General features: G+C 64.7%; 21 protein-coding genes. 15 read left to right on the top strand and 6 right to left on the bottom strand.

The window, feature by feature from the left end:
* Positions 1 to 24: 24 nt before the first annotated feature.
* Together HDG32_RS03985 and HDG32_RS03980 are read right to left on the bottom strand one after the other, a co-directional pair.
* Positions 25 to 891 carry an NRDE family protein gene (locus HDG32_RS03985; protein WP_184033520.1) on the bottom strand — a complete coding sequence of 289 codons (867 nt, stop codon included), beginning with the start codon at positions 889 to 891 and terminating at the stop codon, positions 25 to 27.
* Between the two features lie 145 nt (positions 892 to 1,036).
* On the bottom strand, positions 1,037 to 2,104 hold the full coding sequence (locus HDG32_RS03980; protein ID WP_184063532.1) for a folate-binding protein YgfZ: 1,068 nt from the start codon (positions 2,102 to 2,104) through the stop codon (positions 1,037 to 1,039).
* A 567-nt stretch (positions 2,105 to 2,671) separates the two neighbouring features.
* On the opposite strand from HDG32_RS03980, the gene mltG reads away from it, so the two are divergent.
* The 10 genes from mltG (at position 2,672) to HDG32_RS03930 (ending at position 12,396) form a co-directional block, all read left to right on the top strand.
* Positions 2,672 to 3,682: an endolytic transglycosylase MltG gene (gene mltG / locus HDG32_RS03975; RefSeq protein ID WP_184063529.1), complete on the top strand. Its 1,011-nt coding sequence runs from the start codon at positions 2,672 to 2,674 to the stop codon at positions 3,680 to 3,682.
* Positions 3,682 to 4,302, top strand: coding sequence for a dTMP kinase (gene tmk / locus HDG32_RS03970; protein WP_184063526.1), 621 nt, complete (start codon positions 3,682 to 3,684; stop codon positions 4,300 to 4,302). Before mltG ends, tmk begins: the two co-directional genes overlap by 1 nt.
* A 95-nt stretch (positions 4,303 to 4,397) precedes the next feature.
* A complete protein-coding gene (locus HDG32_RS03965; RefSeq protein WP_090804783.1) occupies positions 4,398 to 5,441 on the top strand; it encodes a DNA polymerase III subunit delta' in 1,044 nt (347 codons plus the stop codon).
* Positions 5,442 to 5,490: 49 nt separating this feature from the next.
* The gene (locus HDG32_RS03960) at positions 5,491 to 6,018 is read left to right on the top strand and encodes a GNAT family N-acetyltransferase (RefSeq protein ID WP_184063523.1); all 528 of its coding nucleotides are present in this window, start codon (positions 5,491 to 5,493) and stop codon (positions 6,016 to 6,018) included.
* A 30-nt stretch (positions 6,019 to 6,048) separates the two neighbouring features.
* Entirely contained in the window at positions 6,049 to 6,840 is a 792-nt protein-coding gene (locus HDG32_RS03955; protein WP_184063520.1) for a TatD family hydrolase, read from the top strand.
* Between the two features lie 52 nt (positions 6,841 to 6,892).
* Positions 6,893 to 7,624 (top strand): ankyrin repeat domain-containing protein, encoded by a 732-nt coding sequence (locus HDG32_RS03950; protein ID WP_184063517.1) that lies wholly within the window; start codon positions 6,893 to 6,895, stop codon positions 7,622 to 7,624.
* 185 nt (positions 7,625 to 7,809) lie between these two features.
* Entirely contained in the window at positions 7,810 to 8,166 is a 357-nt protein-coding gene (locus tag HDG32_RS03945; RefSeq protein WP_090804794.1) for a Rap1a/Tai family immunity protein, read from the top strand.
* An 82-nt stretch (positions 8,167 to 8,248) separates the two neighbouring features.
* Positions 8,249 to 9,472: a mechanosensitive ion channel family protein gene (locus tag HDG32_RS03940; protein ID WP_184063514.1), complete on the top strand. Its 1,224-nt coding sequence runs from the start codon at positions 8,249 to 8,251 to the stop codon at positions 9,470 to 9,472.
* 186 nt (positions 9,473 to 9,658) lie between these two features.
* Positions 9,659 to 11,071, top strand: coding sequence for an alpha,alpha-trehalose-phosphate synthase (UDP-forming) (gene otsA, locus HDG32_RS03935; RefSeq protein ID WP_184063511.1), 1,413 nt, complete (start codon positions 9,659 to 9,661; stop codon positions 11,069 to 11,071).
* A 257-nt stretch (positions 11,072 to 11,328) separates the two neighbouring features.
* A complete protein-coding gene (locus HDG32_RS03930) occupies positions 11,329 to 12,396 on the top strand; it encodes a glycosyltransferase family 4 protein (RefSeq protein WP_184063508.1) in 1,068 nt (355 codons plus the stop codon).
* 204 nt (positions 12,397 to 12,600) lie between these two features.
* Here HDG32_RS03930 and HDG32_RS03925 read toward each other — a convergent pair whose 3' ends face one another.
* The 3 genes from HDG32_RS03925 to HDG32_RS03915 form a co-directional block, all read right to left on the bottom strand.
* The gene (locus HDG32_RS03925) at positions 12,601 to 13,188 is read right to left on the bottom strand and encodes a YSC84-related protein (RefSeq protein ID WP_184063505.1); all 588 of its coding nucleotides are present in this window, start codon (positions 13,186 to 13,188) and stop codon (positions 12,601 to 12,603) included.
* A 384-nt stretch (positions 13,189 to 13,572) separates the two neighbouring features.
* Positions 13,573 to 14,022, bottom strand: coding sequence for a hypothetical protein (locus tag HDG32_RS03920; protein WP_184063502.1), 450 nt, complete (start codon positions 14,020 to 14,022; stop codon positions 13,573 to 13,575).
* Between the two features lie 237 nt (positions 14,023 to 14,259).
* Positions 14,260 to 14,559, bottom strand: a complete 300-nt coding sequence (locus HDG32_RS03915; protein WP_184063499.1) for a PsiF family protein — start codon at positions 14,557 to 14,559, stop codon at positions 14,260 to 14,262.
* A gap of 39 nt (positions 14,560 to 14,598) precedes the next feature.
* Here HDG32_RS03915 and HDG32_RS03910 point away from each other — a divergent pair, with 39 nt between their 5' ends.
* From HDG32_RS03910 to HDG32_RS03900, 3 genes are all read left to right on the top strand, one after another.
* On the top strand, positions 14,599 to 14,856 hold the full coding sequence (locus HDG32_RS03910; protein WP_184063496.1) for a hypothetical protein: 258 nt from the start codon (positions 14,599 to 14,601) through the stop codon (positions 14,854 to 14,856).
* A 148-nt stretch (positions 14,857 to 15,004) separates the two neighbouring features.
* Positions 15,005 to 15,304 (top strand): YciI-like protein, encoded by a 300-nt coding sequence (locus HDG32_RS03905; RefSeq protein WP_018418036.1) that lies wholly within the window; start codon positions 15,005 to 15,007, stop codon positions 15,302 to 15,304.
* A 580-nt stretch (positions 15,305 to 15,884) separates the two neighbouring features.
* A complete protein-coding gene (locus tag HDG32_RS03900; RefSeq protein ID WP_184063494.1) occupies positions 15,885 to 17,045 on the top strand; it encodes a transposase in 1,161 nt (386 codons plus the stop codon).
* A gap of 68 nt (positions 17,046 to 17,113) precedes the next feature.
* Here the strand turns inward: HDG32_RS03900 and HDG32_RS03895 are convergent, their stop codons facing one another.
* The gene (locus HDG32_RS03895) at positions 17,114 to 18,673 is read right to left on the bottom strand and encodes a mannose-1-phosphate guanylyltransferase/mannose-6-phosphate isomerase (protein WP_409340000.1); all 1,560 of its coding nucleotides are present in this window, start codon (positions 18,671 to 18,673) and stop codon (positions 17,114 to 17,116) included.
* A 604-nt stretch (positions 18,674 to 19,277) separates the two neighbouring features.
* Here HDG32_RS03895 and HDG32_RS03890 point away from each other — a divergent pair.
* A complete protein-coding gene (locus tag HDG32_RS03890; protein ID WP_184033583.1) occupies positions 19,278 to 20,675 on the top strand; it encodes an undecaprenyl-phosphate glucose phosphotransferase in 1,398 nt (465 codons plus the stop codon).
* 80 nt (positions 20,676 to 20,755) lie between these two features.
* Positions 20,756 to 22,201, top strand: coding sequence for a UDP-glucose/GDP-mannose dehydrogenase family protein (locus tag HDG32_RS03885; RefSeq protein ID WP_184063491.1), 1,446 nt, complete (start codon positions 20,756 to 20,758; stop codon positions 22,199 to 22,201).
* The last annotated feature ends 6 nt before the right edge of the window (positions 22,202 to 22,207 follow it).

Below are 22,207 nucleotides of genomic sequence, written 5' to 3'. Positions count from 1 at the left end.
GCCGGCCAGGCGGTGCTCAAACGATCACGCCACGCTCATCCGGTCGCGCTCGACATTGAACGCGAAGCTGCGCTCGAAATCGCCGGGCCGCACGATCCGGTGCGAGCCGTTGTCGTCGCTGCGCTCGGCGACCGCGACGCCGATCACGTCGCCATAGGCGGCGACGCGCAGCGCGGTGGTGCTGCGCGTGCCATAGTCAGGCGATTCGATGAACGCCGCCGACAGCACGCGTTCGCGTTCGAGCGGAATACCGGTCGACGGCAATTCGTCGTCGCGCGCGAGCCGCGGATCGCGCATCAGATCGATCAGGCGTTCGAGCGGCGGCATCGGATCGCGCGCGAGCAGCGTGCCGAGCTCGCCGCGCTTTTTGACCAGCTTCGGCCACGCGGTATCGAGCACCGCGTTCGAGATGCCGTGCGTGCCCGGCGCGAGCAGCGCGGGACCGCTGTTTGCGTCGACGGCGCCGCGATTGCAGTACCACGCGAGCTCGCGACGCGTCCAGTCGCCGACCAGCAGATTGAAGCCGTTGTAGATGTCGCCGGATTGCGCGACGTGCCGCAGATACGCGAGCGGCGTCTCGTGCGGATTGCCGTCGGCGTCGCGCGCGGCGCTCGTGAGCCAGTCGCTGACGAGCGTGCCGCGGGTCGGCGCATCGGCGCGCATTTCGCCCGGCGCGCGGTAATTGGTCAGCGCGGCGAAGCGGCCGTCGCGCGACAACCCGAGCCACGTGCCGCCGCCCACGAGGTCGCGGCCCCCCAGCACCTCCGGCGCGTCGCGCCACCAGCCGATCGGCTCGGCGGTGCGGCGGAAGAACTCGTCGCGATTCGCGGCGAGCGTGAACAGCGGACCATCGAGCGCATCAGGTCGCCAGTCGAAAACGATCAGGCACATCGGGGAGCATCTCCCGTTCAGAGCATGGGGCGGCCGCCTGATGCAGCGACGCAGGCGGCAAACGAAAGCGGCAAAAAACAGACGAGAATAAAGCAGTCAATAAAAAACGGCGCTCGATTGCGCCGCTTTTTACCCTCTCCAACGATCAGACTTCGGCCGGCAGCCCGTAGGGCAGCGCCAGGAAGCGCAGCGCGGGGCCGCCGGCCGCGCCGACATGTACGCTGCCGCTGTCGAGCGCCGTGAGCTTGATCTCGACCAGCAGATCGACGCCGCCGCCTTGCGCCGATGCCGCGTTGACGATCATCCCGCACGGCTGGGCCGGATCGTCCGAGTGGAACAGCTCGGTGCCGGGCCGCACCGTGTCCAGCTCGCCGGCGACGTTGGCGAGTGACGTGCGCCGCTTGATCGTGCCGCGATACTGGCTGCGCGCGACCACTTCCTGACCCGGATAGCAGCCCTTGCGGAAATTGACCGCGCCGAGCACGTCGAAGTTGACCATTTGCGGCACGAACTGCTCGACGACCGGCTGCGTGATGCGCGGCTCGCCCGCGCGGATGTCGAGCCAGTCCCACACGGCCGGCGACACGCGCTTTAGCCTGCCGTCGAGCGACGGCAGCAGCGCTTCGATCTGAGCTTTGGGGCCGATCCACAGATAGCGCAGCCGCTCCAACGCATCGGGCACGCGGATCAGCGTGCCCGCTGTGCCGTCGACCTGCACGTGCACACCGTCGGGCAGCGCGTCGAACACGCCGGACAGCGCGCCGCGCACGTCGCCCGCGAGGCCGACCACCGCGATCTCGCCGCTCGCGTCGGCGAGCTTGGCCTTTGCGCGCAGCACGAACATCGACAACCGCTTTTGCACCGCGGCCTGCACGTCTTTCGATACCAGCAGGCGGATCGTATCGCCGCTGCGCCAGCTGAGGAACGACGCGAGCAGCCGGCCCTTGGCCGAGCAGTAGCCGGAGAGGCGCGCGTTCGCGGCGTCGAGATGCTGGACGTCGTTGGTCAACTGGGCGTGCAGGAAGCTCGCCGCGTCGTCGCCGGTCGTGTCGATCACGCCGAACTGCGGTAGCGGCATGTACGCGCCATGCTCGAGCACGGCGGCGAATTCTTCGGCCGACGGGCGCGGCAGGATGGGCAGGGTGGCGGGCGCCGCCGCGGCGGGAGTGAGACCGGAAGCGTTACCTGAGGCGTTCACGAGCGGTGTGTTCATGGATTCCGGGAACAGTCAATTCTGACTTTGGCTAAGGCAAACAGTCATTATATTCAGTCCAGCCCTGTCGCGTTTCGCAAGTCCCTGGCGAATGAAGGCTTTCCGAGAGCCTTGCGCAGCAGGGGATTGCACGTTATCACCCTCCGGCTGTGCCCATATTGTGACCATGTTGGCGTGTTCTGCCAGAGGGTCCGGCGCAAGATGGGCGGGCACCCGACGTGCTCGGGTCTTTCGCGGCGGCGTGCAGGTCGCCCCTGAACCGTCGTTTGAAACTGTCAACAACGGCCAAAAGCGGCAGGAGCCGAAAAGGCGTTTGGTCGGGAATTGTCGAACCTTTGAAACTCTGACCTATGTTGTGACAGCGTACGACTCGAGTAGCATCAGACCGACGCCAGCGGATTTCATATTGTTTTTTCCGGCCGTGACCATCTGGTGCCCGCATCTATACAATACAGGTCGCAAAAGGCCGAAAGGGCTGCAAAACGGCACAGTCTCAATGTTGACCGACGCAAGACTTTCCCGTTAAAAATCAGTTCGTTGCCATCTAAACGCTAATTCTTTCCTGTCGTGTCCCTTCTGAAGAAATGTTTCGTCGCCGGCGCGCTCGTCGTTGTGCTGGCTGCGGCGGCCATCGCCGCTGGATACTACTGGGCCACCCGCCCGCTCGAATTGACCCCGGCGCAACTCGACGTCACCGTCAAGCCGCACAGCAGCCTGCGCAGCGTCGCGCTGCAGCTCAATCGCGGCGGCGTGCCGGTCGAGCCCGAGCTGTTCATCGCGATGACGCGGTTGCTCGGGCTGCAAAGCGAGCTGAAGTCCGGCAATTACGAGTTCAAGAGCGGCATCACGCCCTACGAGGTGCTGCAGAAAATCGCCCGCGGCGACGTCAACGAATATGTGGCGACGGTCATCGAAGGCTGGACCTTCAAACATATGCGCGCTGAACTCGATGCCAATCCCGCGCTGAAGCACGACACGCTCGGCATGAGCGACGCCGATCTGATGAGCGCAATCGGCGCGCCCGAGGCGTCGATCGGCAACGGCGAAGGGCTGTTTTTCCCGGATACCTACCTGTTCGACAAGGGCACGAGCGACCTCGACATCTATCGCCGCGCTTACCGTCTGATGCGCGTGCGTCTCGACGAGGCGTGGCTCTCGCGCGCGCCGAACCTGCCGTACAAGTCCCCGTACGACGCGCTGACGATGGCGTCGATCGTCGAAAAGGAAACCGGCAAGGCGTCCGACCGGGCGCTCGTCGCCGCGGTGTTCGCCAACCGTCTGCGCGCCGGCATGCCGCTACAGACCGACCCGACCGTGATCTACGGAATGGGCGACAGCTACGCCGGCCACATCAGGAAGAAAGACCTGCAGACCGACACTCCATACAATACCTACACGCGGATGGGCCTACCGCCGACGCCGATCTCGCTGCCGAGCGTCGCGTCGCTGCAGGCGGCGATGAACCCGGCGCAAAGCAACGCGCTGTACTTCGTGTCGCGCGGCGACGGCAGCAGCATCTTTTCTGACACCCTCGGCGAACACAACAAGGCCGTGGACAAATACATTCGAGGGCAATGATGGCGCGCGGCAAATTCATTACGTTTGAAGGCATCGACGGCGCGGGCAAGACCACCCATCTGGGCTGGTTCCGCGAACGGCTCGAGGCGAAGCTCGCGCCGAGCGGCCGCTCGGTCGTGATGACGCGCGAGCCGGGCGGCACGCCGCTCGGTGAGCAGATCCGCGATATCGTGCTGCATCAGAAGATGGATCTCGAAACCGAGGCGCTGCTGATGTTCGCGCTGCGCCGTCAGCATCTGGCCGAGGTGATCGAACCGGCGCTCGCGCGCGGCGATTGGGTGCTGTCCGACCGTTTTACCGATGCCACTTTCGCCTACCAGGGCGGCGGCCGCGGCTTGCCGCGCGACAAGCTGGAGACGCTCGAGCGCTGGGTGCAGGGCGGTTTCCAGCCGGATTTGACCGTGCTGTTCGATTTGCCGCCCGCCGTCGCCAACGAGCGGCGCAGCGCGGCGCGCAATCCGGATCGTTTCGAGAGCGAGTCGGCGGCGTTTTTCGAGCGCACGCGCGCCGAATACGTGCGCCGCGCCGAAGAAGCGCCATACCGATTCGCTATCATCGACTCTTCGCAGAGCATCGTTCAGATTCAGAGGCAGCTTGAGGAGTTGATTGCAACCCTCTGATTCAAAATAGATATAACCACTTCTTATAATCTCGTGCGAAGTTCACTCGACATCTGAAGTAGCGCCTACAACCGATTGATTCAAAAAGACAAACGATGATCTATCCGTGGCAAGCCGATGACTGGAATCGCCTGCAGCAGCTGCACGGCCACTGGCCGCACGCATTGTTGCTGCACGGCCAAGCGGGCATCGGCAAGCTGCGTTTCGCGCAGCACCTCGCGCAGGGTCTGCTGTGCGAGGCGCCGCAACCGAACGGCGAGCCGTGCGGCGCGTGCGTGGCCTGCAACTGGTTCGCGCAGGGCAATCATCCCGACTACCGCATCGTCGTGCCGGAGGCACTCGCCGCCGAAGCCGGCCTCGCGAACGCCGCGAACGGCGCCGACGACAAGGCCGAAAAAGCCGATGGCGACGAAGGCAAGAAGACCCGCACGCCGAGCAAGGAAATCAAGATCGAACAGATCCGCGGTCTGCTCGACTTCGTCGGCATCGGTTCGCATCGCGGCGGCGCGCGCGTCGTCGTGCTGTATCCGGCCGAGGCGCTCAACGTCGCGGCCGCCAACGCGTTGCTGAAGACGCTGGAAGAGCCGCCCGCGGGCGTCGTGTTCCTGATGGTGTCGGCGCGCCTCGACCGTTTGCTGCCGACCATCATTAGCCGCTGCCGTCAGTGGCCGATGAGCGTGCCCGCGCCGGACACCGCCGCGCAGTGGCTGGCCGCGCAAGGCGTCGACGACGCCCGCGCGCTGCTCGCCGAAGCGGGTGGCGCGCCGCTCGCCGCGCTCGCGCTCGCCAGCGACGAAAACCGTCCGCTGCGCGACTGGACGCTCAAGCAGCTCGCGGCCGGCGCCGGGTGCGACGCATTCGCGTGCGGCGAGGCGCTGCAGAAGCTCCCTGTGCCGCTCGTGCTCGGCTGGCTGCAGCGCTGGATGTACGATCTGCTCGCGCAGCGCACCGCCGGCGCGCCGCGCTATTTCCCGCAGGCGTCAGCCGCGCTCACCCGCTGCGCCACCCAGGCCGACGCCAATGCATTCGCGCGTTTTCTGCGCACCGTCACGCGCCAGCGCGCGGTCGAGAACCATCCGTTGAACGCGCGGCTCGTGTTCGAGGAACTGTTCATCGGCTATCGCGCGCTGTTTGCGTGAGCCCGCAGCCGGACAGCCTTGCGTCTTTTTTTCATTCAAGCCAACCGCCATGAGCCTTTCCTACCGCGACGCCACGCTCGACGATCTGCCCGCGATCGTCGCCATCTACAATTCGACGATCCCGTCGCGCCAGGTCACCGCGGACCTCGAGCCGGTCAGCGTCGAGAGCCGGCATGGGTGGTTTCATGCGCACAGCCCGCAGAAGCGGCCGCTGTGGGTGGTCGAAGATCCGAAGCAGACGGGCCGCGTGATCGCGTGGCTCAGCTTTTCCGATTTTTATGGCCGGCCGGCTTATCAGCGCACCGCCGAAGTCAGCATCTATCTCGACGAAAGCGCGCGCGGCCAGGGACTCGGCAAGCAACTGCTGGCGGCGTCGCTCGACGCGGCACCGGGTCTTGGCATCGATACGGTGCTCGGCTTCGTGTTCGGTCACAATGAAGCGAGCGTGCGGCTGTTCCGCGGCTTCGGCTTCGATGCATGGGGCACGCTACCGCGCGTCGCGGTGCTGGACGGCGTCGAGCGCGATCTGGTGATTCTTGGCAAGCGTCTTGCGCACGCCAACTCGCACGCCAACTGAGCGCAAGCCCATTTTTCGCAGGACCTGACCATGTTTGTCGATTCACACTGCCACATCAACTTCGAAGGACTCGCGGACCGTCTGCCGCAAGTGCTCGAAAACATGCGCAGCCATTCGGTCTCGCACGCGTTGTGCGTGTCGGTGGATCTTGAAACGCTGCCGTCGGTGCTGGACATCGCCAGCCGCTATGACAACGTGTACGCGTCGGTCGGCGTGCATCCCGATCACGAGCACATGCGCGAGCCGAGCGTAGCCGAGCTGGTCGAACTGGCCGGGCACCCGAAGGTCGTCGCGATCGGCGAAACCGGGCTCGATTACTACCGCCTCGAAGGCCGCTCGATCGCCGACATGGAGTGGCAGCGCGAGCGCTTTCGCACACACATCCGCGCCGCGCACGCGACCAGCAAGCCGCTGATCATCCACACCCGCTCGTCGTCGGAAGACACGTTGCGCATCATGGCCGAGGAGCGCGCCGGCGTGCCGGGCGGCGTCATGCATTGCTTCACCGAACCGTGGGCCATCGCCGAGCAGGCGCTCGCGCAGAATTTTTACATTTCGCTGTCGGGCATCGTCACGTTCAAGAGCGCGGCCGATGTGCAGGACGTCGCGCGCCGCGTGCCGCTCGACCGTCTGCTGATCGAAACCGACTCGCCGTACCTGGCGCCGGTGCCGTATCGCGGCAAACCGAATGAACCTGCGTACGTCAGTTATGTCGGACGCTTCATCGCGCAGCAACGCGAGATGCCGGACGAGGCGCTGGCCGCCGCCACCACGCAAAACTTTTTCAGACTGTTCGGACTCGCCGCGCCGGCCGGAATCTGAGCCAAAAAGCCGCGTAACATCAAAGGGATAGGAAGATTTCCTAAAGTACCATATGAAAAACATTTCGACGTCGTCCGCTGATTTCCAACCGCTGTCCGCCGGGTCGGCCGCCCGGGCTCTCGCGCCGGCGCGCCGTCTCGCGTGCGCCGCCGCGCTCGCGTGCGCGGTGCTCGTCGCGGTGCCCGCGCATGCGGCGCCCATCGACTCGCTGATCAAGTCGGTCAAGTTCGACGACGTCGACGGCGTCAACAAGCTGCTCGCGAAGGGCATGGACCCGAACAGCGTCGACAATCAGGGCATCCCGCTGCTCGTGATCGCCGCGCGCGAGAAATCCGACAAGGTCGCGGCCGCGTTGCTTGCGAATCCAAAGACCGATATCGAGATTCAGGACAAGGCTGGCGAAAACGCGCTGATGATGGCGTCGCTGGTCGGCGACCTGAACCTCGTGAATCTGCTGATCGCGAAGGACGCCGAGGTCAACAAGAAGGGCTGGGCGCCGCTGCACTACGCGGCCGCGAACGGCCACGACGACATCGTCAAGGTGCTGCTCGACCACTCGGCCTACGTCGACGCGGGCTCGCCGAACGGCACCACGCCGCTGATGATGGCCGCGCGCGGCGGCCACGTTTCTACCGTCAAGCTGCTGCTCGACAACGGCGCGGACCTGTCGGTGAAAAACCAGATCGGCATGACCGCGCTCGATTTCGCCAAGACCTACAAGGAGCCGGACGTCGTCGAAGGGCTCACGGCGCGCATGCAGCAGACGCAGCAGCAGAAGCAATGACGTTTTGTCGGCAGGCGCCTCGCCATGCCGTGCCGCTTTGCAGCCGTTTTGTCCGAGCCGCGCGGCTGCCGGCCTGCTGCCGCCGCGTAAAACAGTGCAGAATGACGACTTCGGCGCGCCGCGTAGCGCGCCGTCCGGACGCGGCAGAAAGACCGCGTGAATAAACAACCCTGGAAAGGAACACCATGCTGCGGGCTTTGATTTTCGCCGGCGCGCTTGCCTTGCCGCTTTCGGCAGCCGCGTTTACGGGAGGCGACCTCAACAAGCTGTGCACCAAGACGGACGTGGCTTCGCGTAGCGCCTGCGCGGCCTACATCGAAGGCGCGGCCGACGGCATCTTCAACACGATCGACGCGATCGGCGGCACCACCGGTCCGCGCGTCGGCCAGTACTTCTGCCTGCCGCCGGATGCGCGCTCGGCGCAGTTGACCGACGCGGTGCGCAAGTACATCGCCGAGAACCCGAACGCCGCGGGCTACAACGCGAGCACGGCGATTTCGCTGGGTCTCGGCAAGGCGTTTCCCTGCAAGAGCGGCGGCTGATCGATAAGCGCGGCGCATCGAAGAAGCCGTTGTAACGCCCAGGCGCGCCGCCTCTCATCGAGCCCGGAGGAAGATGCCCGTTATGCCTACTATCGACGACTTCTACCGCGTGGCGGCCGCGCCGCTGCATACGTGGCTCGGCACGCTGATCGTGACGGCCATCGTGGCGATCGTGGCGAGCGGCATTCACCGCTTCGGCGCGCGCATCGTGAAGCGTCTCGCGCGGCCGCACGCGCTGACGAGCGTCGTGCTGCGCTACATCGACAAGCCGTCGCTGTTCGCCCTCGTGATCCTCGTGTTCGCGTGGGTCTGGTCCGAGGCACCCGACACCCTCAACTTCATCGAACCGGTGCGCGACATCACCGGCATCGCGCTGATCGCCGCGCTGACGTGGCTGTCGGTGCGCTCGGCCGCGGCGATCGGCGAAGCGATCATCCGCGCCCATCCGCTCGATTCCGCCGATAACCTGCAGGCGCGCCGCATCCATACGCAGGCGCGCGTACTCGCGCGCTCGGTGATGATCGTGATCGTGATCATCGGTGTCGGCGGTGCGCTGATGACCCTGCCCAACGTGCGGCAGATCGGCGCGAGCCTGCTGGCGTCGGCGGGTGTCGCCGGTCTGGTCGCCGGTATCGCGGCGCGGCCGGTGCTCGGCAACCTGATCGCCGGTTTGCAGATCGCGCTGTCGCAACCGATTCGCCTCGACGACGTCGTCGTGATCCAGAACGAGTGGGGACGCATCGAGGAGATCACCGGCACGTACGTGTCGGTGCGGCTGTGGGACCAGCGCCGGCTGATCGTGCCGCTGCAATGGTTTATCGAAAATCCGTTCTCGAACTGGACCCGCAGCAGCTCGCAGATCATCGGCACCGTGTTCCTGTTCGTCGATTACCGGATGCCGCTCGCGCCGCTGCGCGAGGAGCTTGCGCGCATCGTCGAGAACGCGCCCGAGTGGGACCGTCGCGTGCAGGTGCTGCAGGTGACGGACTGCACCGAGCGCGCGATGCAGTTGCGCGCGCTCGTCAGCGCGCCCGATTCCGGCCTTGCGTGGGATCTGCGCTGCCGCGTGCGCGAAGGGCTGCTCGATTTCGTTCATCGGCATTACCCGGAATACCTGCCGCGAACGCGTGCCGAGGTGTCGGCGGAGCTGGAGACGAGCGGCGCTGGCCCGAGCGACTGGCTGCCGCGCAGCCGGCAGGCGCCAGCCGGCAGCACCGCAGCGCATACCGAAGCCGATCCGGTGGCGAGCCGCATCGGCCGCACTGGCGCGGGCGAGCTCGCGCAGAAGGCGAAGGAGCAGGCTTAGCCGGGCGTTGCGGATCGCGAATCGCGCGTGGCGAGTGGCAAATCGCGAGTTGGGTATCGCGAGCGGCGAGCGGCGACCGCCCTCGGCAAGCCCGGCGGTGCGCGGGCACGCCGATTGCTGCTCACGGGCGCGCCACGCCTGCTCAGGCGTCGCGGCGCATCGCAAGAATGACGGAGAACATGCACTATGGGCCGATTGATCGTCGTGTCGAATCGCGTCGCGACGCCGACGGAGACCAAGGGATCGGCGGGCGGACTCGCGGTCGGCGTATTCGGCGCGCTGAAGGATGCAGGCGGCGTCTGGTTCGGCTGGAGCGGCGACGTAGTCAGCGAAACGGTCGCCAACGCGGGGCCGATGCTCGAGCAGGACGGCGCGGTGACCTTCGCAACCGTCGGCCTCACGCGCAAGGACTACGACCAGTACTACCGCGGCTTCTCGAACGCGACGCTGTGGCCGGTATTCCACTACCGCAACGACCTCGCGCGCTACGAGCGCGAGGAGTACGCGGGCTACCGGCGCGTCAACGCATGGCTCGCTCACAAGCTGGTCAAGCTGCTCGAACCCGACGACATCATCTGGATTCACGACTACCATCTGATCCCGTTTGCCGAGGCGCTGCGCAGCGAGGGCGTGACGAACCGCATCGGTTTTTTCCTGCATATTCCGTTTCCCGCGCCGCAGATCCTGCTCAACATTCCGCCGCACGAGGAACTGGTGAAGTCGATGTCGTGCTACGACCTGCTCGGCTTCCAGACCGCCACCGACCAGCAGGCATTCCACGACTACGTGACGCGTCACGCGCGCGGCACGGTGAGCGCGGACGGCATCGTCGAGGCGTTCGGGCGCAAGCTGCGCACCGGCGTCTACCGGATCGGCGTGTTCCCCGACGAAATCGCCGAGCAGGCCAAGCGCTACGAAAGCCGCCAGCACGTGCTCGAGCTGAAGCAAAGCCTCGAGGGGCGCAAGCTGGTCATGAGCGTCGACCGGCTCGACTATTCGAAGGGACTGGTCGAGCGCTTTCGCGCGTTCGAGTTGCTGCTCGAACGCTCGCCCGAATGGCGCGGCAACGTCACGCTCGTGCAGATCGCGCCGCCTACGCGCTCGGACGTCGCGACCTATCAGAAGATCCGCCAGGATCTCGAATACGAGGCAGGGCGCATCAACGGCCGCTACTCGGGGCTCGACTACACGCCGATCCGCTATCTGAACCAGCAGTACGACCGCTGGAAGCTGATGTCGCTGTTTCGGGAGTCGCAGATCGGCTTCGTCACGCCGCTGCACGACGGCATGAACCTCGTCGCGAAGGAGTACGTGGCCGCGCAGAATCCCGACGATCCCGGCGTGCTCGTGCTGTCGATTTTCGCAGGCGCGGCCGCCGAGCTCTCCGGCGCGCTGCTCGTCAATCCGCACGATGCGATCGGCATGTGCGAGGCCTTGCAACGCGCGCTGCAAATGCCGCTCGACGCGCGCCAGCGGCGTCACGAGATCAACATGGCCGCGCTGCGTAAGAACGATCTCGGAGTGTGGCGCGACAGCTTCCTCAGGGATTTGCGCAGCATGCCCGTGCGCGGGTCGGGCGAGGGCGGCGGCCACCAATGACGGCGCGGCGACGGCCCAAAGCCCGCGCAAACCCGGCGCGTGGCCGCGTGTCACCGGATGTAAGCCGTTTGTAACAGCACCGAGCAATTGCAAGACCTGCGGCTCTTCGACCGATGCCAGGGAATAATTCCCCGTAGCGACGATGCATGCGACGCTTAGGGACCGCGCGCATTGTTCCGACGTCATGGCGCTGTCATACTCGGCGTCGCCGACGGCATCGCGATTGCGCGCCAGCCGCCGGCTCACGGAGACACAATATGAAGATTGCGCAGATCGCCCCGCTGACCGAATCGGTGCCGCCGAAGCTCTACGGCGGCACGGAGCGCGTCGTGTCGTACATCACCGAAGCGCTGGTCGAGCAGGGCCACGACGTGACGCTGTTCGCGAGCGGCGACTCCGTCACGAGCGCGAAGCTCGAAGCGGTGTGGCCTCGCGCGCTGCGGCTCGATCCGGGCATTCGCGACCGCATCGCGCCGCATATGCTGTTGATGGAACTCGTGCGCCGCCAGGCCGAAGAGTTCGACGTGCTGCATTTCCACCTCGACTACTACTCGTTCTCGGTATTCAAGCGGCAGGACACGCCGTTCGTCACGACGATGCACGGCCGGCTCGATCTGCCCGAGCAGCAGCCGGTGTTCGACACGTTCAACACCGCGCCCGTGATCTCCATTTCGAACGCTCAGCGTCATCCGCTGCCGCAGGCGCACTGGCTCACCACGGTCTATCACGGCTTGCCGGCGCAGCTCTATACGCCGCAACCGGTCGAGCAGAAGTACCTCGCGTTTCTCGGCCGGATTTCGCCGGAAAAGCGCGTCGATACGGCGATCCGCATCGCCGGCCGCTGCGGCATGCCGATCCGTATCGCCGCCAAGGTCGATGCGGCCGATCGCGAGTACTTCGAGCGCGATATCCGGCCGTTGCTCGACCTGCCGTACGTCGAGTACATCGGCGAGATTGCCGATCATCAGAAGGCCGAGTTTCTGTCGGGCGCGCATGCGCTACTGTTTCCGATCGACTGGCCGGAGCCGTTCGGTCTCGTGATGATCGAGGCGATGGCTTGCGGCACGCCGGTGATCGCGTTCAACCGCGGCTCGGTGCCCGAAGTGCTCGAAGAGGGCATGACCGGGTTCATCGTCGAGGACGAGATCGGCGCGGTGGCGGCCGTGAACCGGCTGCACAAGGTGTCGCGCGCGGGCGTGCGGCGGCGTTTCGAGGAGCGCTTCACGTCGCACCGGATGGCGCGTCAGTATGTGGAGGCGTATCAGTCGGTGATTCGCGCACAGAAGCGCTCGAGGTTCAAGGTGGTCGATTCGTCGGGCGGTTGACGCGGGATCGTTGGGACCTGTCGAAGCGAAGGACGGCGGTGCGCGATGCGCGGCGCCGTTTTTTTTCGCGCGAGTTTTTCCGTTCCCGAGCGTCGGCGTCGGCATCCATAACAAAAAGGCCGCGCGACGACCCGCACAGGGTCCTCCGCGCGGCCTTCGCCGCGATGCGCGCAAGTGATCAGTGGAGCGCGCCGATGAGCGCGCTCAGATCTTCAGCCGCGTGACCTTCGTGCCTTGCAGCGAGACGTCGCCCATCAGGCCCGCGTTCGTCAACACGAAAACCTGCACCGGCGCGGTGGCCGTGGTCGTGTCGACGGCGCCGTTCGCGCCGATCTTCACGAGCGCGACCGATGCATCGACGCCGGCCGACCAGCCCTCCGCGTTGCGGAATTTATCGAGCGAATCCTGCGTCATGAACAGGAAGATGATCGCCTTCGACTGCGCACCCGCCTGCAAGCCGAACGAGCCCGACGCGGTGCTGTAGTAGCCGACCGTCGCGCCGCCCACCCGCAATGCGCCTTCGCCATACTGGCCGCCGACAATCAAGCCCGCCTGCAGCACCGACGGGAACACCAGCACGCCGCGCGCCTTCGACACCAGCTCGCGCGAGCCCGGCACGGTCGTGAACAGCTTGGACAGCGTGCCGTCGACGCTGGCGTCGATCGACTGTCGTTTCGAGGCGTCGATATGAGCATTGTCCGGCGTGTTGCCCGTCGTCGTGCACCCGGCGAGTGCAAGGCCTCCGAAAGCAAGCGCAGCGGTCGTCTTCAACATGAAGTGTCGTCTTTGCATCGTTTTTCTCCGTCATGGATCCGGGGCGCAACCGTCGTGGTGTCGCCTGGTTGCCTTTGAGTTATAACACAGGCTGGTGCAAAAGGCGCGTTGCGTCACAACGCGAAAAGCCTTATGGGACAAGGGTTTGAGCCTGACCGCAAGAAGTCTTCCCAGTAAATTTGACCGGCCTTGCGCGCGACTTCCAGGCACGCGTCGAGCGACGATCCGAGGGGCGACGCCGAACAGCGCCCGAGTCGCGGCGATCGTGGGGACGCTTCGGCGTGGCCGCACGATGCGCCGGTTTTTACCGATTCGCGTCGCGCGGCGGCCCATCGACATGGCAATGAGAATGTTGTTTCTGCGCGGCAAATTGCGGCGAAGTGCAAGCGGCGCGGCCGCCGCTCACCCGTGATTCGCCGGACTCTTGACCGCGGGCGGGCGCCGCAGCGCGCGGCGCACCATGCCGATGATCGCGCCGATCGCGAACAGCATAGCCGCCGGCACCATCCAATAGCCGACAAACGCGTGCCACAGATAGGCGAATAGCGTCGAGCGGCGCACGCTGTATTCGTTGATCGCGTCCTGCTGGCGCGACGCGTTGGCGGCCAGCACGTCGGCCGGGCAGCCGGCCGCCTTGGCCTCGTCGGGCTTGCCATGGCAATGCGCGGGCGCCCCGGCGGCGCGCTGCGCCTGGGTGAAATTCCAGGTGGTGAGCGCGCGGTCGAGATCGACCGCGTTGTACGACATTTCCTCGCGGATCTCGTTGACCGCGACGATCGCCACAGGCACGGCCCAGAATATGATGACCAGCAACCACCGCCTTAACCAGCGGTTTTTGTGCTTCGATACCATCCTTGCCTCCGATCGATGCTCAGTAGCACCAACGACAAGATGGCGGCCCGCGTAGTTGTCTAGTTCTATATGAGTGAGGGTGGGCCGTCTCCGCAGCCATCATAGAAGAAAACGGCGCGTTGCGGCGGGTGGACGACGAAGCGGGGGGACTCGATCGGAGCGCCGCGTGGGCGCAACGATGCGCCGGCGCCGCGTCGATCGGAGGGCGCCGGCGTGAGGGACGGCTCCGCCTTTCGCTCAGTTGGCCGGCGCCGAGGAGGACAGGCAGGTCTTCATGAAGGCCTTGCGGTCGTCGCCTTTCTTGTCGCCCGCCTGCTTGTTGCACACCTTCATCTTGTCCTGCTGGCTCATCGGCGCGGCGGCGGCCGGCTTTGCGGAAAGACAGGTTTGCATGAACGCCTTGCGCTCGTCGCCTTTCTTGTCGCCGGCCTGCTTGTTGCAGTCGGCCATCTTGGTTTGCTGGCTGTTCTGCGCAAACGCCGGCGATACGAGTACCGCGCCCAACACCAGCGTGGCGATAGCGGATTGGATTTTCATGGGACACTCCATCGGTGGTGGAAACGTTTCTGATCGTTCATGCGCGCGGGCGACGACGGCATCCATGGGCCCATCGGCGCATCCATTATGGCAAATGCCGTCTGCCAGAACGGCTCAAAATGCATTCCGGTTGACAGCGGTCCGCGCTCGTTTTCCCTGAGCAGCGTGGCGCAACCGGCGCTGCGGCGTTTGAAACAATCGAATGAACGAGAGCGCGAATTTTGTCATGCAATGCAGATTGCTCGGGGCGATTATTTCAAGCTTATTGAAACTAAATTACGGTTTCCGCTATTTTGATCTATGGTTAACGGGCAATGAGAATGTTCATATTGCTGCGAATGCAACTGAATAGAAAATAGGCATGAAATTCGGTAGTCGCGGTTATCCTCAACTGCGCTCCGGTGCATGCCGCTCCCTGCCGACCCTCAACCTCGCGAGACTCACCATGCATTACCTGTTGATGTACGAGTTGGTACCTGACTATCTGGAGCGGCGCGGCGAGCACCGTGACGCGCATCTGAAACTCGCATGGGCCGCCGCCGAGCGCGGCGAACTGCTGCTGGCCGGCGCGCTCGCGGAGCCGACGGACGGTGCGGTGCTGCTCTTCACCGGCGCGTCGCCTGCGGTGGCGGAGGCCTTTGCTACCGCCGATCCGTACGTACTCTCCGGACTGGTTACGCGTTGGCGCGTGCGCGAATGGACCACGGTCGTCGGCGAGCATGCTTCGAAACCAGTGCGCCCGTAACGTCGTTCGAAGCGACTTCGTCGCTTCTGTCACGCCTCGAACTCCGCGCATGCGCGGCCGCCGCGTGTGCGCCTCCCGTTGCCTCCATGTCACCGCGCGGGCGCGTCGCAGTCCTTTCGCCGACGCTCGAAACCGATGTTCACATCAACCATCAAAGTGCATAGAAATGCATGCTGGATCGGCAATTACATTTCTAAAGCCCATTCTGTTCGGTCATGCGGTATTGTGCTGTGCAATAGACAGATCCGATGCCAGATAAGCAGAGGCTTCTGTTACGGCAATACGAGAATCGACGCAGCGAAACCGACAAGATTGTTTCTATCCGTAACACTTGTCTCAACTGTACTCATGCAAAGATTGGAATGGTATGCTTCGTGCACAAATTTTCCCACGCACGAGTGAGACCGCGTTTTGTGCTTCGTAATAGGGAAGAGCCGCACCACGTGTGGGCGGGCTGCTCCAGCGAGCCGAACGGACCAAACAAATTTGTGCAACCGAGGGCCGCACACGGGTCGTGAACGCTGAGAACCCGTGGCAGGCCCAACGCCGCGGCCAGGCCAGGCCGCGTGGAGAAAATCCAATGTTTTTCGATGAGCTAAACAACGACGAATGGGCGCTGCTCGCGCCGCTCGTCTCCGACGAGCCGGCCGTCCGTCTGAACCGGCGCGGCCGGCCGCGCGCCGAACCGCGCATCGTGACGAATGCCGTGCTGTGGATCATGACCACCGGCGAGCCGTGGTCGAAGCTGCCGGGCCGCTATCCGTCCGGTCCCACCTGCCGCCGCCGCTTCGAAGAGTGGCAACTGAACGGCACACTGCTGGAGATGGTCCGTCTGCTGTCGCAGAGCGGGCGTACCTTCGCATACATTCCCCAACCGGCGCCCCCCGTTACGGCCAGACCCGCGGCACCGATTGCGCAAACCCCGAGCCCGAGCGAAGACAATAATCTGCGCGGCGTGTCGTGGAAGAGTCCCGAGTCGTGGCAGGCGCCCGGCGTCGCGAGCGCGTTGAGCCAATGGCGTACGGCCGATCCGATCGGCGACATCACGCGGCAATTGTCGGGGCTTGCGCCGGCGAGCGCGGTGGCGACATCGGCGTTCGCGACGTCCGCAGTGGCAGCGGAGATGCGCGTCGAACCGGCCGCATCCGGAACGGTCGACGACCCGCGCCCGTCGCTGACGCTGGGCCTCGCCCCGCGCGGCATGCAGGTCGCCGATTCGCGCGGTTATCTGATCTACGTGGTGGTCGAGGAAGTACCGAACGCGATGTATCGCGGGTGGGCGGAGATCATCAGGGACGGCAAGCGCGTCGAGCGCTCTGGCCTCGTCGGCCCGCGCTTCGCGGATGCGCAGCACGCGCAGCAGTTCGCGCTCGACTGGGCGCGTCAGTGGATCGATCGCGAATGCGCGACCGACGCGGCGGCCACGACGATGGTCCACGCAACGGCCGCGCCCGCGTCGGCGAACCTTGCGCAGCGGTCCGCGGACCGTTCGTTGTCAGGCCTGCGTCATGCGCCGGAACCGGCATCGGTCAATGGCATCGCGAATCACCCGGGCAATCACGGCGCGCCGTTGCACGGGCCGCTGAAGCCATCACTGAATGCATTGCGCGGGCCGCTGCGCCGCTATCCGTCGGACACCGCGACCGCGGGCGGGGCAAGCACGCCCACGGTGACGACCGACAGCGGCACCGCGGAGCGTTTTTCCGCAACCTACAAAGAACTCATCTCATACGTGGGATGAGCCCGGCGGTCCCGCGGCCGCTTTGCGCCGCCGCAGGTTCCCGCTTCGTCATTGCGACCGCTCGCGCCTCATTGCCTTCCGTACGTATCGTCGAAGCGCACGATATCGTCTTCGCCGAGGTACGAACCCGACTGCACCTCGATCATTTCGAGCGGCATCTTGCCCGGGTTTTCGAGGCGATGCGTAACGCCGAGCGGAATATAGGCCGACTCGTTTTCGGACACGATAAAGCGTTCGTCGCCGCGCGTGACGAGCGCGGTGCCGCGCACGACGATCCAGTGCTCCGCGCGGTGATGATGCATCTGCAGCGACAACCGCGCGCCCGGCTTCACGACGATCCGCTTGACCTGGAAGCGCTCGCCGGTGTCGACGGAATCGTAGTTGCCCCACGGCCGATGCACCTTGCGATGATTGGCCGCTTCGAGCCCGCCATCCTCGCGAATCCGGTTGACGATCTTCTTGACGTCCTGCACGCGTGATTTGTCGGCGACCAGAATCGCATCGGCGGTCTCGACGACGACGAGATCCTGCGTGCCGACGCAGGCAATCAGTCGTCCTTCGGAATGCGCGAAGGTGGAGTTCGCGCCTTCGAACATCACGCGGCCGCGGCTCACGTTGCGATCGGGGTCCTTCTCGCTGATGTCCCAGATCGCGTCCCACGAACCGACGTCGGACCAGCCGGCCGCAAGCGGCACGACCACGCCCGACGCGATGTTCTGATCGGCGCCGAGCTTTTCCATCACCGCGTAGTCGATCGAATTCGACGGCGAGCCGCTGAACGCATCGCGTTGCAGCCGGAAGAAGTCGCCGTCCGCCGTGCTGCCCGCGAAGGCTGATTCGCATGCTTCGTAAATGGCCGGCTGAAAATGGCGGATCGCTTTGAGCCACGTCGATGCGCGCACGATGAAAATACCGCTGTTCCACCAGTATTCGCGTGATTCGACATAGCGCTGCGCGAGTTCCAGATGCGGCTTTTCGACGAAACGGTCGAGGCGATGCGCGACGGGGCGAGCCGCTGCTGCGGTCTGCGCATCGTCAGAACCGAGCGGCGCGCCGATGCGGATATAGCCGTAGCCGGTTTCGGCACGCGTCGGCACGATTCCCATGGTGACGATATGGCCAGCGGCCGCATGCTGTACGCCGGCGGCGACCGCCGCGTGAAATCCTGCGCTGTCGGTGACCGCGTGATCGGCGGGCATCACGACCATGATGCCGTCTTCATCGTGCGCGGCGACGGACAACGCGGCCACCGTCAACGCGGGCGCGGTGTCACGGCCCACGGGTTCGAGTATCAGCCGGCTCGGCTTGGCGCTCGTGCGCAATTGTTCGGCCGTCGTGAAGCGCTGTTCTTCATTGGCGACGACCACGAGCTGGCCGGCAAGCGGATAACCGGCTTCGAGCCCATCGAGACGGCGGGTCGTCGATTGCAGCAGCGACTCTTCGCCGAGCAGGCCGATCAGCTGCTTCGGATGCTGCTCGCGCGACATCGGCCACAGCCGGGTGCCCGAGCCGCCCGCGAGAATCACGGGATGAACCTTGAGCTTGACGCTGGTTGCGGTTGAGGGCATGGGCGATTGGGCGGGGGTGGGACGGGTGCCGGCAGGCGTGACCGGGGCCGGAGCTGTCATGGTGAACTCTCCTCGAGGCTGGATGAATGCGTCGAGTTTTATCACGAAGTCGCGAATCAATAAAAGCGTGTTAAATACAATTCCGATAAAAGGCGCGTCGCATTCATTCGAAATTCACCAAAAAATGGCTCGTCTATTTATTTATAAATAAAAATTACCTGAAAAAATCAGCAAGCATTTTTTTCGCTTAATGATGCGCAAGAATGACAGGACGAGTGGAGCCCGAGCTTCGCGCCAGAACTGTTGGCAAAGCGAAAGATTCTATGTGAAAGCGCTCGAATGGGCTTCCCGGAACCTTCTGTCGGGCCCATTGCGGCAACAATTACCGCACAAAATGCATAAAAAATGCCGAAATTTTGACCGATACAATTTGAGATTTTTTGCGGTCTTGTCGTGGGAATTTTAATACCGCTTTATTGAGGTATGAACAAGGGTATTCACTCATTCGCATTCGGATTTTGCGGTCTGTCCATTCAGGCTCATTCAGTCCAGTCGCGCCGCCAGGCAGATCGGAAATAAAAAAGCCCAACGATGAAACCCGCATGCAACAGCCATTTCAACCAACCGACGGATCGCACTTGACTGACGAACAGAGGGGCGGCGCATGCTGAGCGTTCTAGCGAGAATCATCGACATCGCCATGGTCGCGCTCGCCGCGGTGCTGGCGGCGGGCGTGCACAGCGGCAGAGTGGTATGGCTCGACGATATGCAAAGCGTGTCGCTTGCGTTCGGCTGCCTGCTCGTGGTGGTGTTCTTCCCGCCGCTCGGCATCTATCAGTCGTGGCGCGGCAAGCCGCTCTACGATCTGCTGTCGCGCGTCACGGGCGGCTGGCTGATGGTCGAAGTGACCGGCGTGCTGATCAGCTTCAGCGTGCACCGCGCCGACAGCCTGTCGCGGCTGTGGCTCGTTTACTGGGCGCTCGCGTCGATCGTGCTGCTGGTCGTCACGAAGGTGATCGTCTATTCGATCCTGCGCGGGCTGCGCCGCGAGGGCTTCAATCAGCGCGCGGTCGCGATCGTCGGCGGCGCGCCGTACGGCCGCTTCCTGATCGAACAGATGCGCGGCCGTCCCGAAGCCGGCTTCAAGCCCGTCGTCGTGTTCGACGAGGACGGCACGATCAATCCCTACGAAGACCCGGACGCGGCGCACGCGGTCGCGGGCGTGCCGGTCGAGCGCGACTATCAGCGCATGATCGAACTGGTACGGCAGCGCGCGATCCGCGAGTTGTGGCTCGCGCTGCCGATCTCGAAGGAGAAGGCGATCCATCGCTTCGTGATGGATCTGCGCAACGACTTCGTGAACATCCGCTTCATCCCTGACGTCGGCAGCCTGACGCTGTTCAATCAGCCGATGGTCGAGCTGCTCGGCGTGCCCGCGATCAATCTGGCCGCCTCGCCGATCACCGATCTGCGCGTGCTGCCCAAGCGCGTGTTCGACAGTGTGTTCGCGCTGGGCGCGCTGACCGCACTCGCGCCGCTGATGCTCGCGATCGCGCTGATGGTGAAGCTCAGCTCGCCGGGGCCGGTGTTTTTCCGCCAGCGGCGCAAGGGGATCGACGGCCGCGAGTTCGAGATCTTCAAGTTCCGCTCGATGAAGGTCCACACGGAAGCGGCCGGCAAGATCACCCAGGCGACGCGGCGCGATCCGCGCATCACTGCGGTCGGCGCGTTCCTGCGCCGCACCAGCCTCGACGAACTGCCGCAATTCATCAACGTGCTGCGCGGCGAGATGTCGGTGGTCGGTCCCCGTCCGCATGCGCTCGAGCACGACGACATCTACAAGGATCTGGTGAAGGGCTACATGCACCGCTACCGGATCAAGCCGGGCATTACCGGCTGGGCGCAGATCAACGGTTATCGCGGCGAAACCGATCGCATCGAAAAGATGATGGGCCGCGTAAAGCTCGATCTGTACTACATGCAGCACTGGACCTTCTGGCTCGACATCAAGATCGTCGTGCTGACGCTGTGGAAGGGCTTCGCGGGCAGCAACGCCTATTGAACGCGGGGTGCCGGGCCGCGCCGATGCCACGCATCGCGCGAGCGCATTCCTGAATCAACTTTTTTACCGAGGTGCAATCCATGAACCTGACGATCATCGGTAGCGGTTATGTCGGCCTCGTGACCGGCGCGTGTCTGGCCGACATCGGCCACGACGTGTTCTGTCTCGACGTCGACGCGCGCAAGATCGACGTGCTCAACAACGGCGGCGTGCCGATCCACGAGCCGGGGCTGCAGGAGATCATCGCGCGCAATCGCCGCGCGAAGCGCCTGACGTTCTCCACCGACGTCGAGGCCGCGGTCGCGCACGGCGACATCCAGTTCATCGCGGTCGGCACGCCGGCCGACGAGGACGGTTCCGCCGATCTGCAATACGTGCTCGCGGCCGCGCGCAACATCGGCCGCCATATGACCGGCTTCAAGGTGATCGTCGACAAATCGACGGTGCCGGTCGGCACCGCATCGCGCGTGCGCGAAGTGGTGGCCGCCGAGCTGGCCGCGCGCGGCGTCGAGCAGATGTTCTCGGTCGTGTCGAATCCGGAGTTCCTGAAGGAGGGCGCGGCCGTCGAAGACTTCACGCGGCCCGATCGCATCGTGCTCGGCTGCGACGAGGACGTGCCCGGCGAAAAGGCGCGCGAACTGATGAAGCGCCTGTATGCGCCGTTCAACCGCAATCGCGAGCGCACGCTGTATATGGACGTGCGTTCGGCCGAATTCACCAAGTACGCGGCCAACGCGATGCTCGCGACACGTATCTCGTACATGAACGAGCTCGCGAATCTGGCCGATCGCGTCGGCGCGGATATCGAGGCGGTGCGCCGCGGCATCGGTTCCGATCCGCGCATCGGCTATGACTTCCTCTACGCGGGTTGCGGCTATGGCGGCTCCTGTTTTCCGAAGGACGTGCAGGCGCTGATCCGCACCGCGGCCGACCACAACGCGAACCTGCGCATTCTCGAAGCGGTGGAAGCGGTCAACGATGCACAGAAGCAGATCCTCGCGCAGAAGATCGTCGCGCGTCTGGGCGAGGATCTGTCGGACCGCACGTTCGGCGTCTGGGGTCTCGCATTCAAGCCGAATACCGACGACATGCGCGCGGCGCCGAGCCGCGAGCTGATCGCCGGGCTGCTGGGCCGCGGCGCGCGCGTGAAGGCCTACGACCCGGTCTCGATCGACGAAGCGAAGCGCGTGCTCGCGCTCGATCTGAAGGACGTGCCGCAGCAGCATGCGCGACTTTCGTTCGTGAGCGAAGAGATGGAAGCGGCGAGCGGCGTCGATGCGCTCGTGATCCTGACCGAATGGAAGGTCTTCAAGAGTCCAGATTTCGATGCGCTGAAGCGCATCCTGAAGACGCCGCTGATCTTCGATGGCCGCAATCTGTACGAGCCGGACGTGCTGCTCGAACTCGGCATCGAGTATCACGCGATCGGCCGGCGGCATGCGTTGCGCAACGCGCCGGCGCGTGTCGGCGCGAAAGGTTCGATGCAGGCGGCGGACCTCGCCGCGACGGCAGCCTCCGGCCGCTGAGGCCAC

This window comes from Paraburkholderia sp. CI2, from assembly GCF_014201055.1.
In the GTDB taxonomy this organism is placed as follows: Bacteria; Pseudomonadota; Gammaproteobacteria; order Burkholderiales; family Burkholderiaceae; genus Paraburkholderia; species Paraburkholderia tuberum.
The sequence above is the reverse complement of the archived record's forward strand: the minus strand, read 5'-3'. Positions and strand labels throughout refer to the sequence as shown.

Excerpts from the sequence above, each read along its gene's own strand:
- HDG32_RS03985 (WP_184033520.1), bottom strand. The coding sequence starts at position 891 with ATGTGCCTGATCGTTTTCGACTGGCGACCTGATGCGCTCGATGGTCCG.
- HDG32_RS03980 (WP_184063532.1), bottom strand. The coding sequence starts at position 2,104 with ATGAACACACCGCTCGTGAACGCCTCAGGTAACGCTTCCGGTCTCACT.
- tmk (WP_184063526.1), top strand. The coding sequence starts at position 3,682 with ATGGCGCGCGGCAAATTCATTACGTTTGAAGGCATCGACGGCGCGGGC.
- HDG32_RS03965 (WP_090804783.1), top strand. The coding sequence starts at position 4,398 with ATGATCTATCCGTGGCAAGCCGATGACTGGAATCGCCTGCAGCAGCTG.
- HDG32_RS03960 (WP_184063523.1), top strand. The coding sequence starts at position 5,491 with ATGAGCCTTTCCTACCGCGACGCCACGCTCGACGATCTGCCCGCGATC.
- HDG32_RS03955 (WP_184063520.1), top strand. The coding sequence starts at position 6,049 with ATGTTTGTCGATTCACACTGCCACATCAACTTCGAAGGACTCGCGGAC.
- HDG32_RS03950 (WP_184063517.1), top strand. The coding sequence starts at position 6,893 with ATGAAAAACATTTCGACGTCGTCCGCTGATTTCCAACCGCTGTCCGCC.
- HDG32_RS03945 (WP_090804794.1), top strand. The coding sequence starts at position 7,810 with ATGCTGCGGGCTTTGATTTTCGCCGGCGCGCTTGCCTTGCCGCTTTCG.
- HDG32_RS03940 (WP_184063514.1), top strand. The coding sequence starts at position 8,249 with ATGCCTACTATCGACGACTTCTACCGCGTGGCGGCCGCGCCGCTGCAT.
- otsA (WP_184063511.1), top strand. The coding sequence starts at position 9,659 with ATGGGCCGATTGATCGTCGTGTCGAATCGCGTCGCGACGCCGACGGAG.
- HDG32_RS03930 (WP_184063508.1), top strand. The coding sequence starts at position 11,329 with ATGAAGATTGCGCAGATCGCCCCGCTGACCGAATCGGTGCCGCCGAAG.
- HDG32_RS03925 (WP_184063505.1), bottom strand. The coding sequence starts at position 13,188 with ATGCAAAGACGACACTTCATGTTGAAGACGACCGCTGCGCTTGCTTTC.
- HDG32_RS03920 (WP_184063502.1), bottom strand. The coding sequence starts at position 14,022 with ATGGTATCGAAGCACAAAAACCGCTGGTTAAGGCGGTGGTTGCTGGTC.
- HDG32_RS03915 (WP_184063499.1), bottom strand. The coding sequence starts at position 14,559 with ATGAAAATCCAATCCGCTATCGCCACGCTGGTGTTGGGCGCGGTACTC.
- HDG32_RS03910 (WP_184063496.1), top strand. The coding sequence starts at position 14,599 with ATGCGCGCGGGCGACGACGGCATCCATGGGCCCATCGGCGCATCCATT.
- HDG32_RS03905 (WP_018418036.1), top strand. The coding sequence starts at position 15,005 with ATGCATTACCTGTTGATGTACGAGTTGGTACCTGACTATCTGGAGCGG.
- HDG32_RS03900 (WP_184063494.1), top strand. The coding sequence starts at position 15,885 with ATGTTTTTCGATGAGCTAAACAACGACGAATGGGCGCTGCTCGCGCCG.
- HDG32_RS03895 (WP_409340000.1), bottom strand. The coding sequence starts at position 18,673 with ATGACAGCTCCGGCCCCGGTCACGCCTGCCGGCACCCGTCCCACCCCC.
- HDG32_RS03890 (WP_184033583.1), top strand. The coding sequence starts at position 19,278 with ATGCTGAGCGTTCTAGCGAGAATCATCGACATCGCCATGGTCGCGCTC.
- HDG32_RS03885 (WP_184063491.1), top strand. The coding sequence starts at position 20,756 with ATGAACCTGACGATCATCGGTAGCGGTTATGTCGGCCTCGTGACCGGC.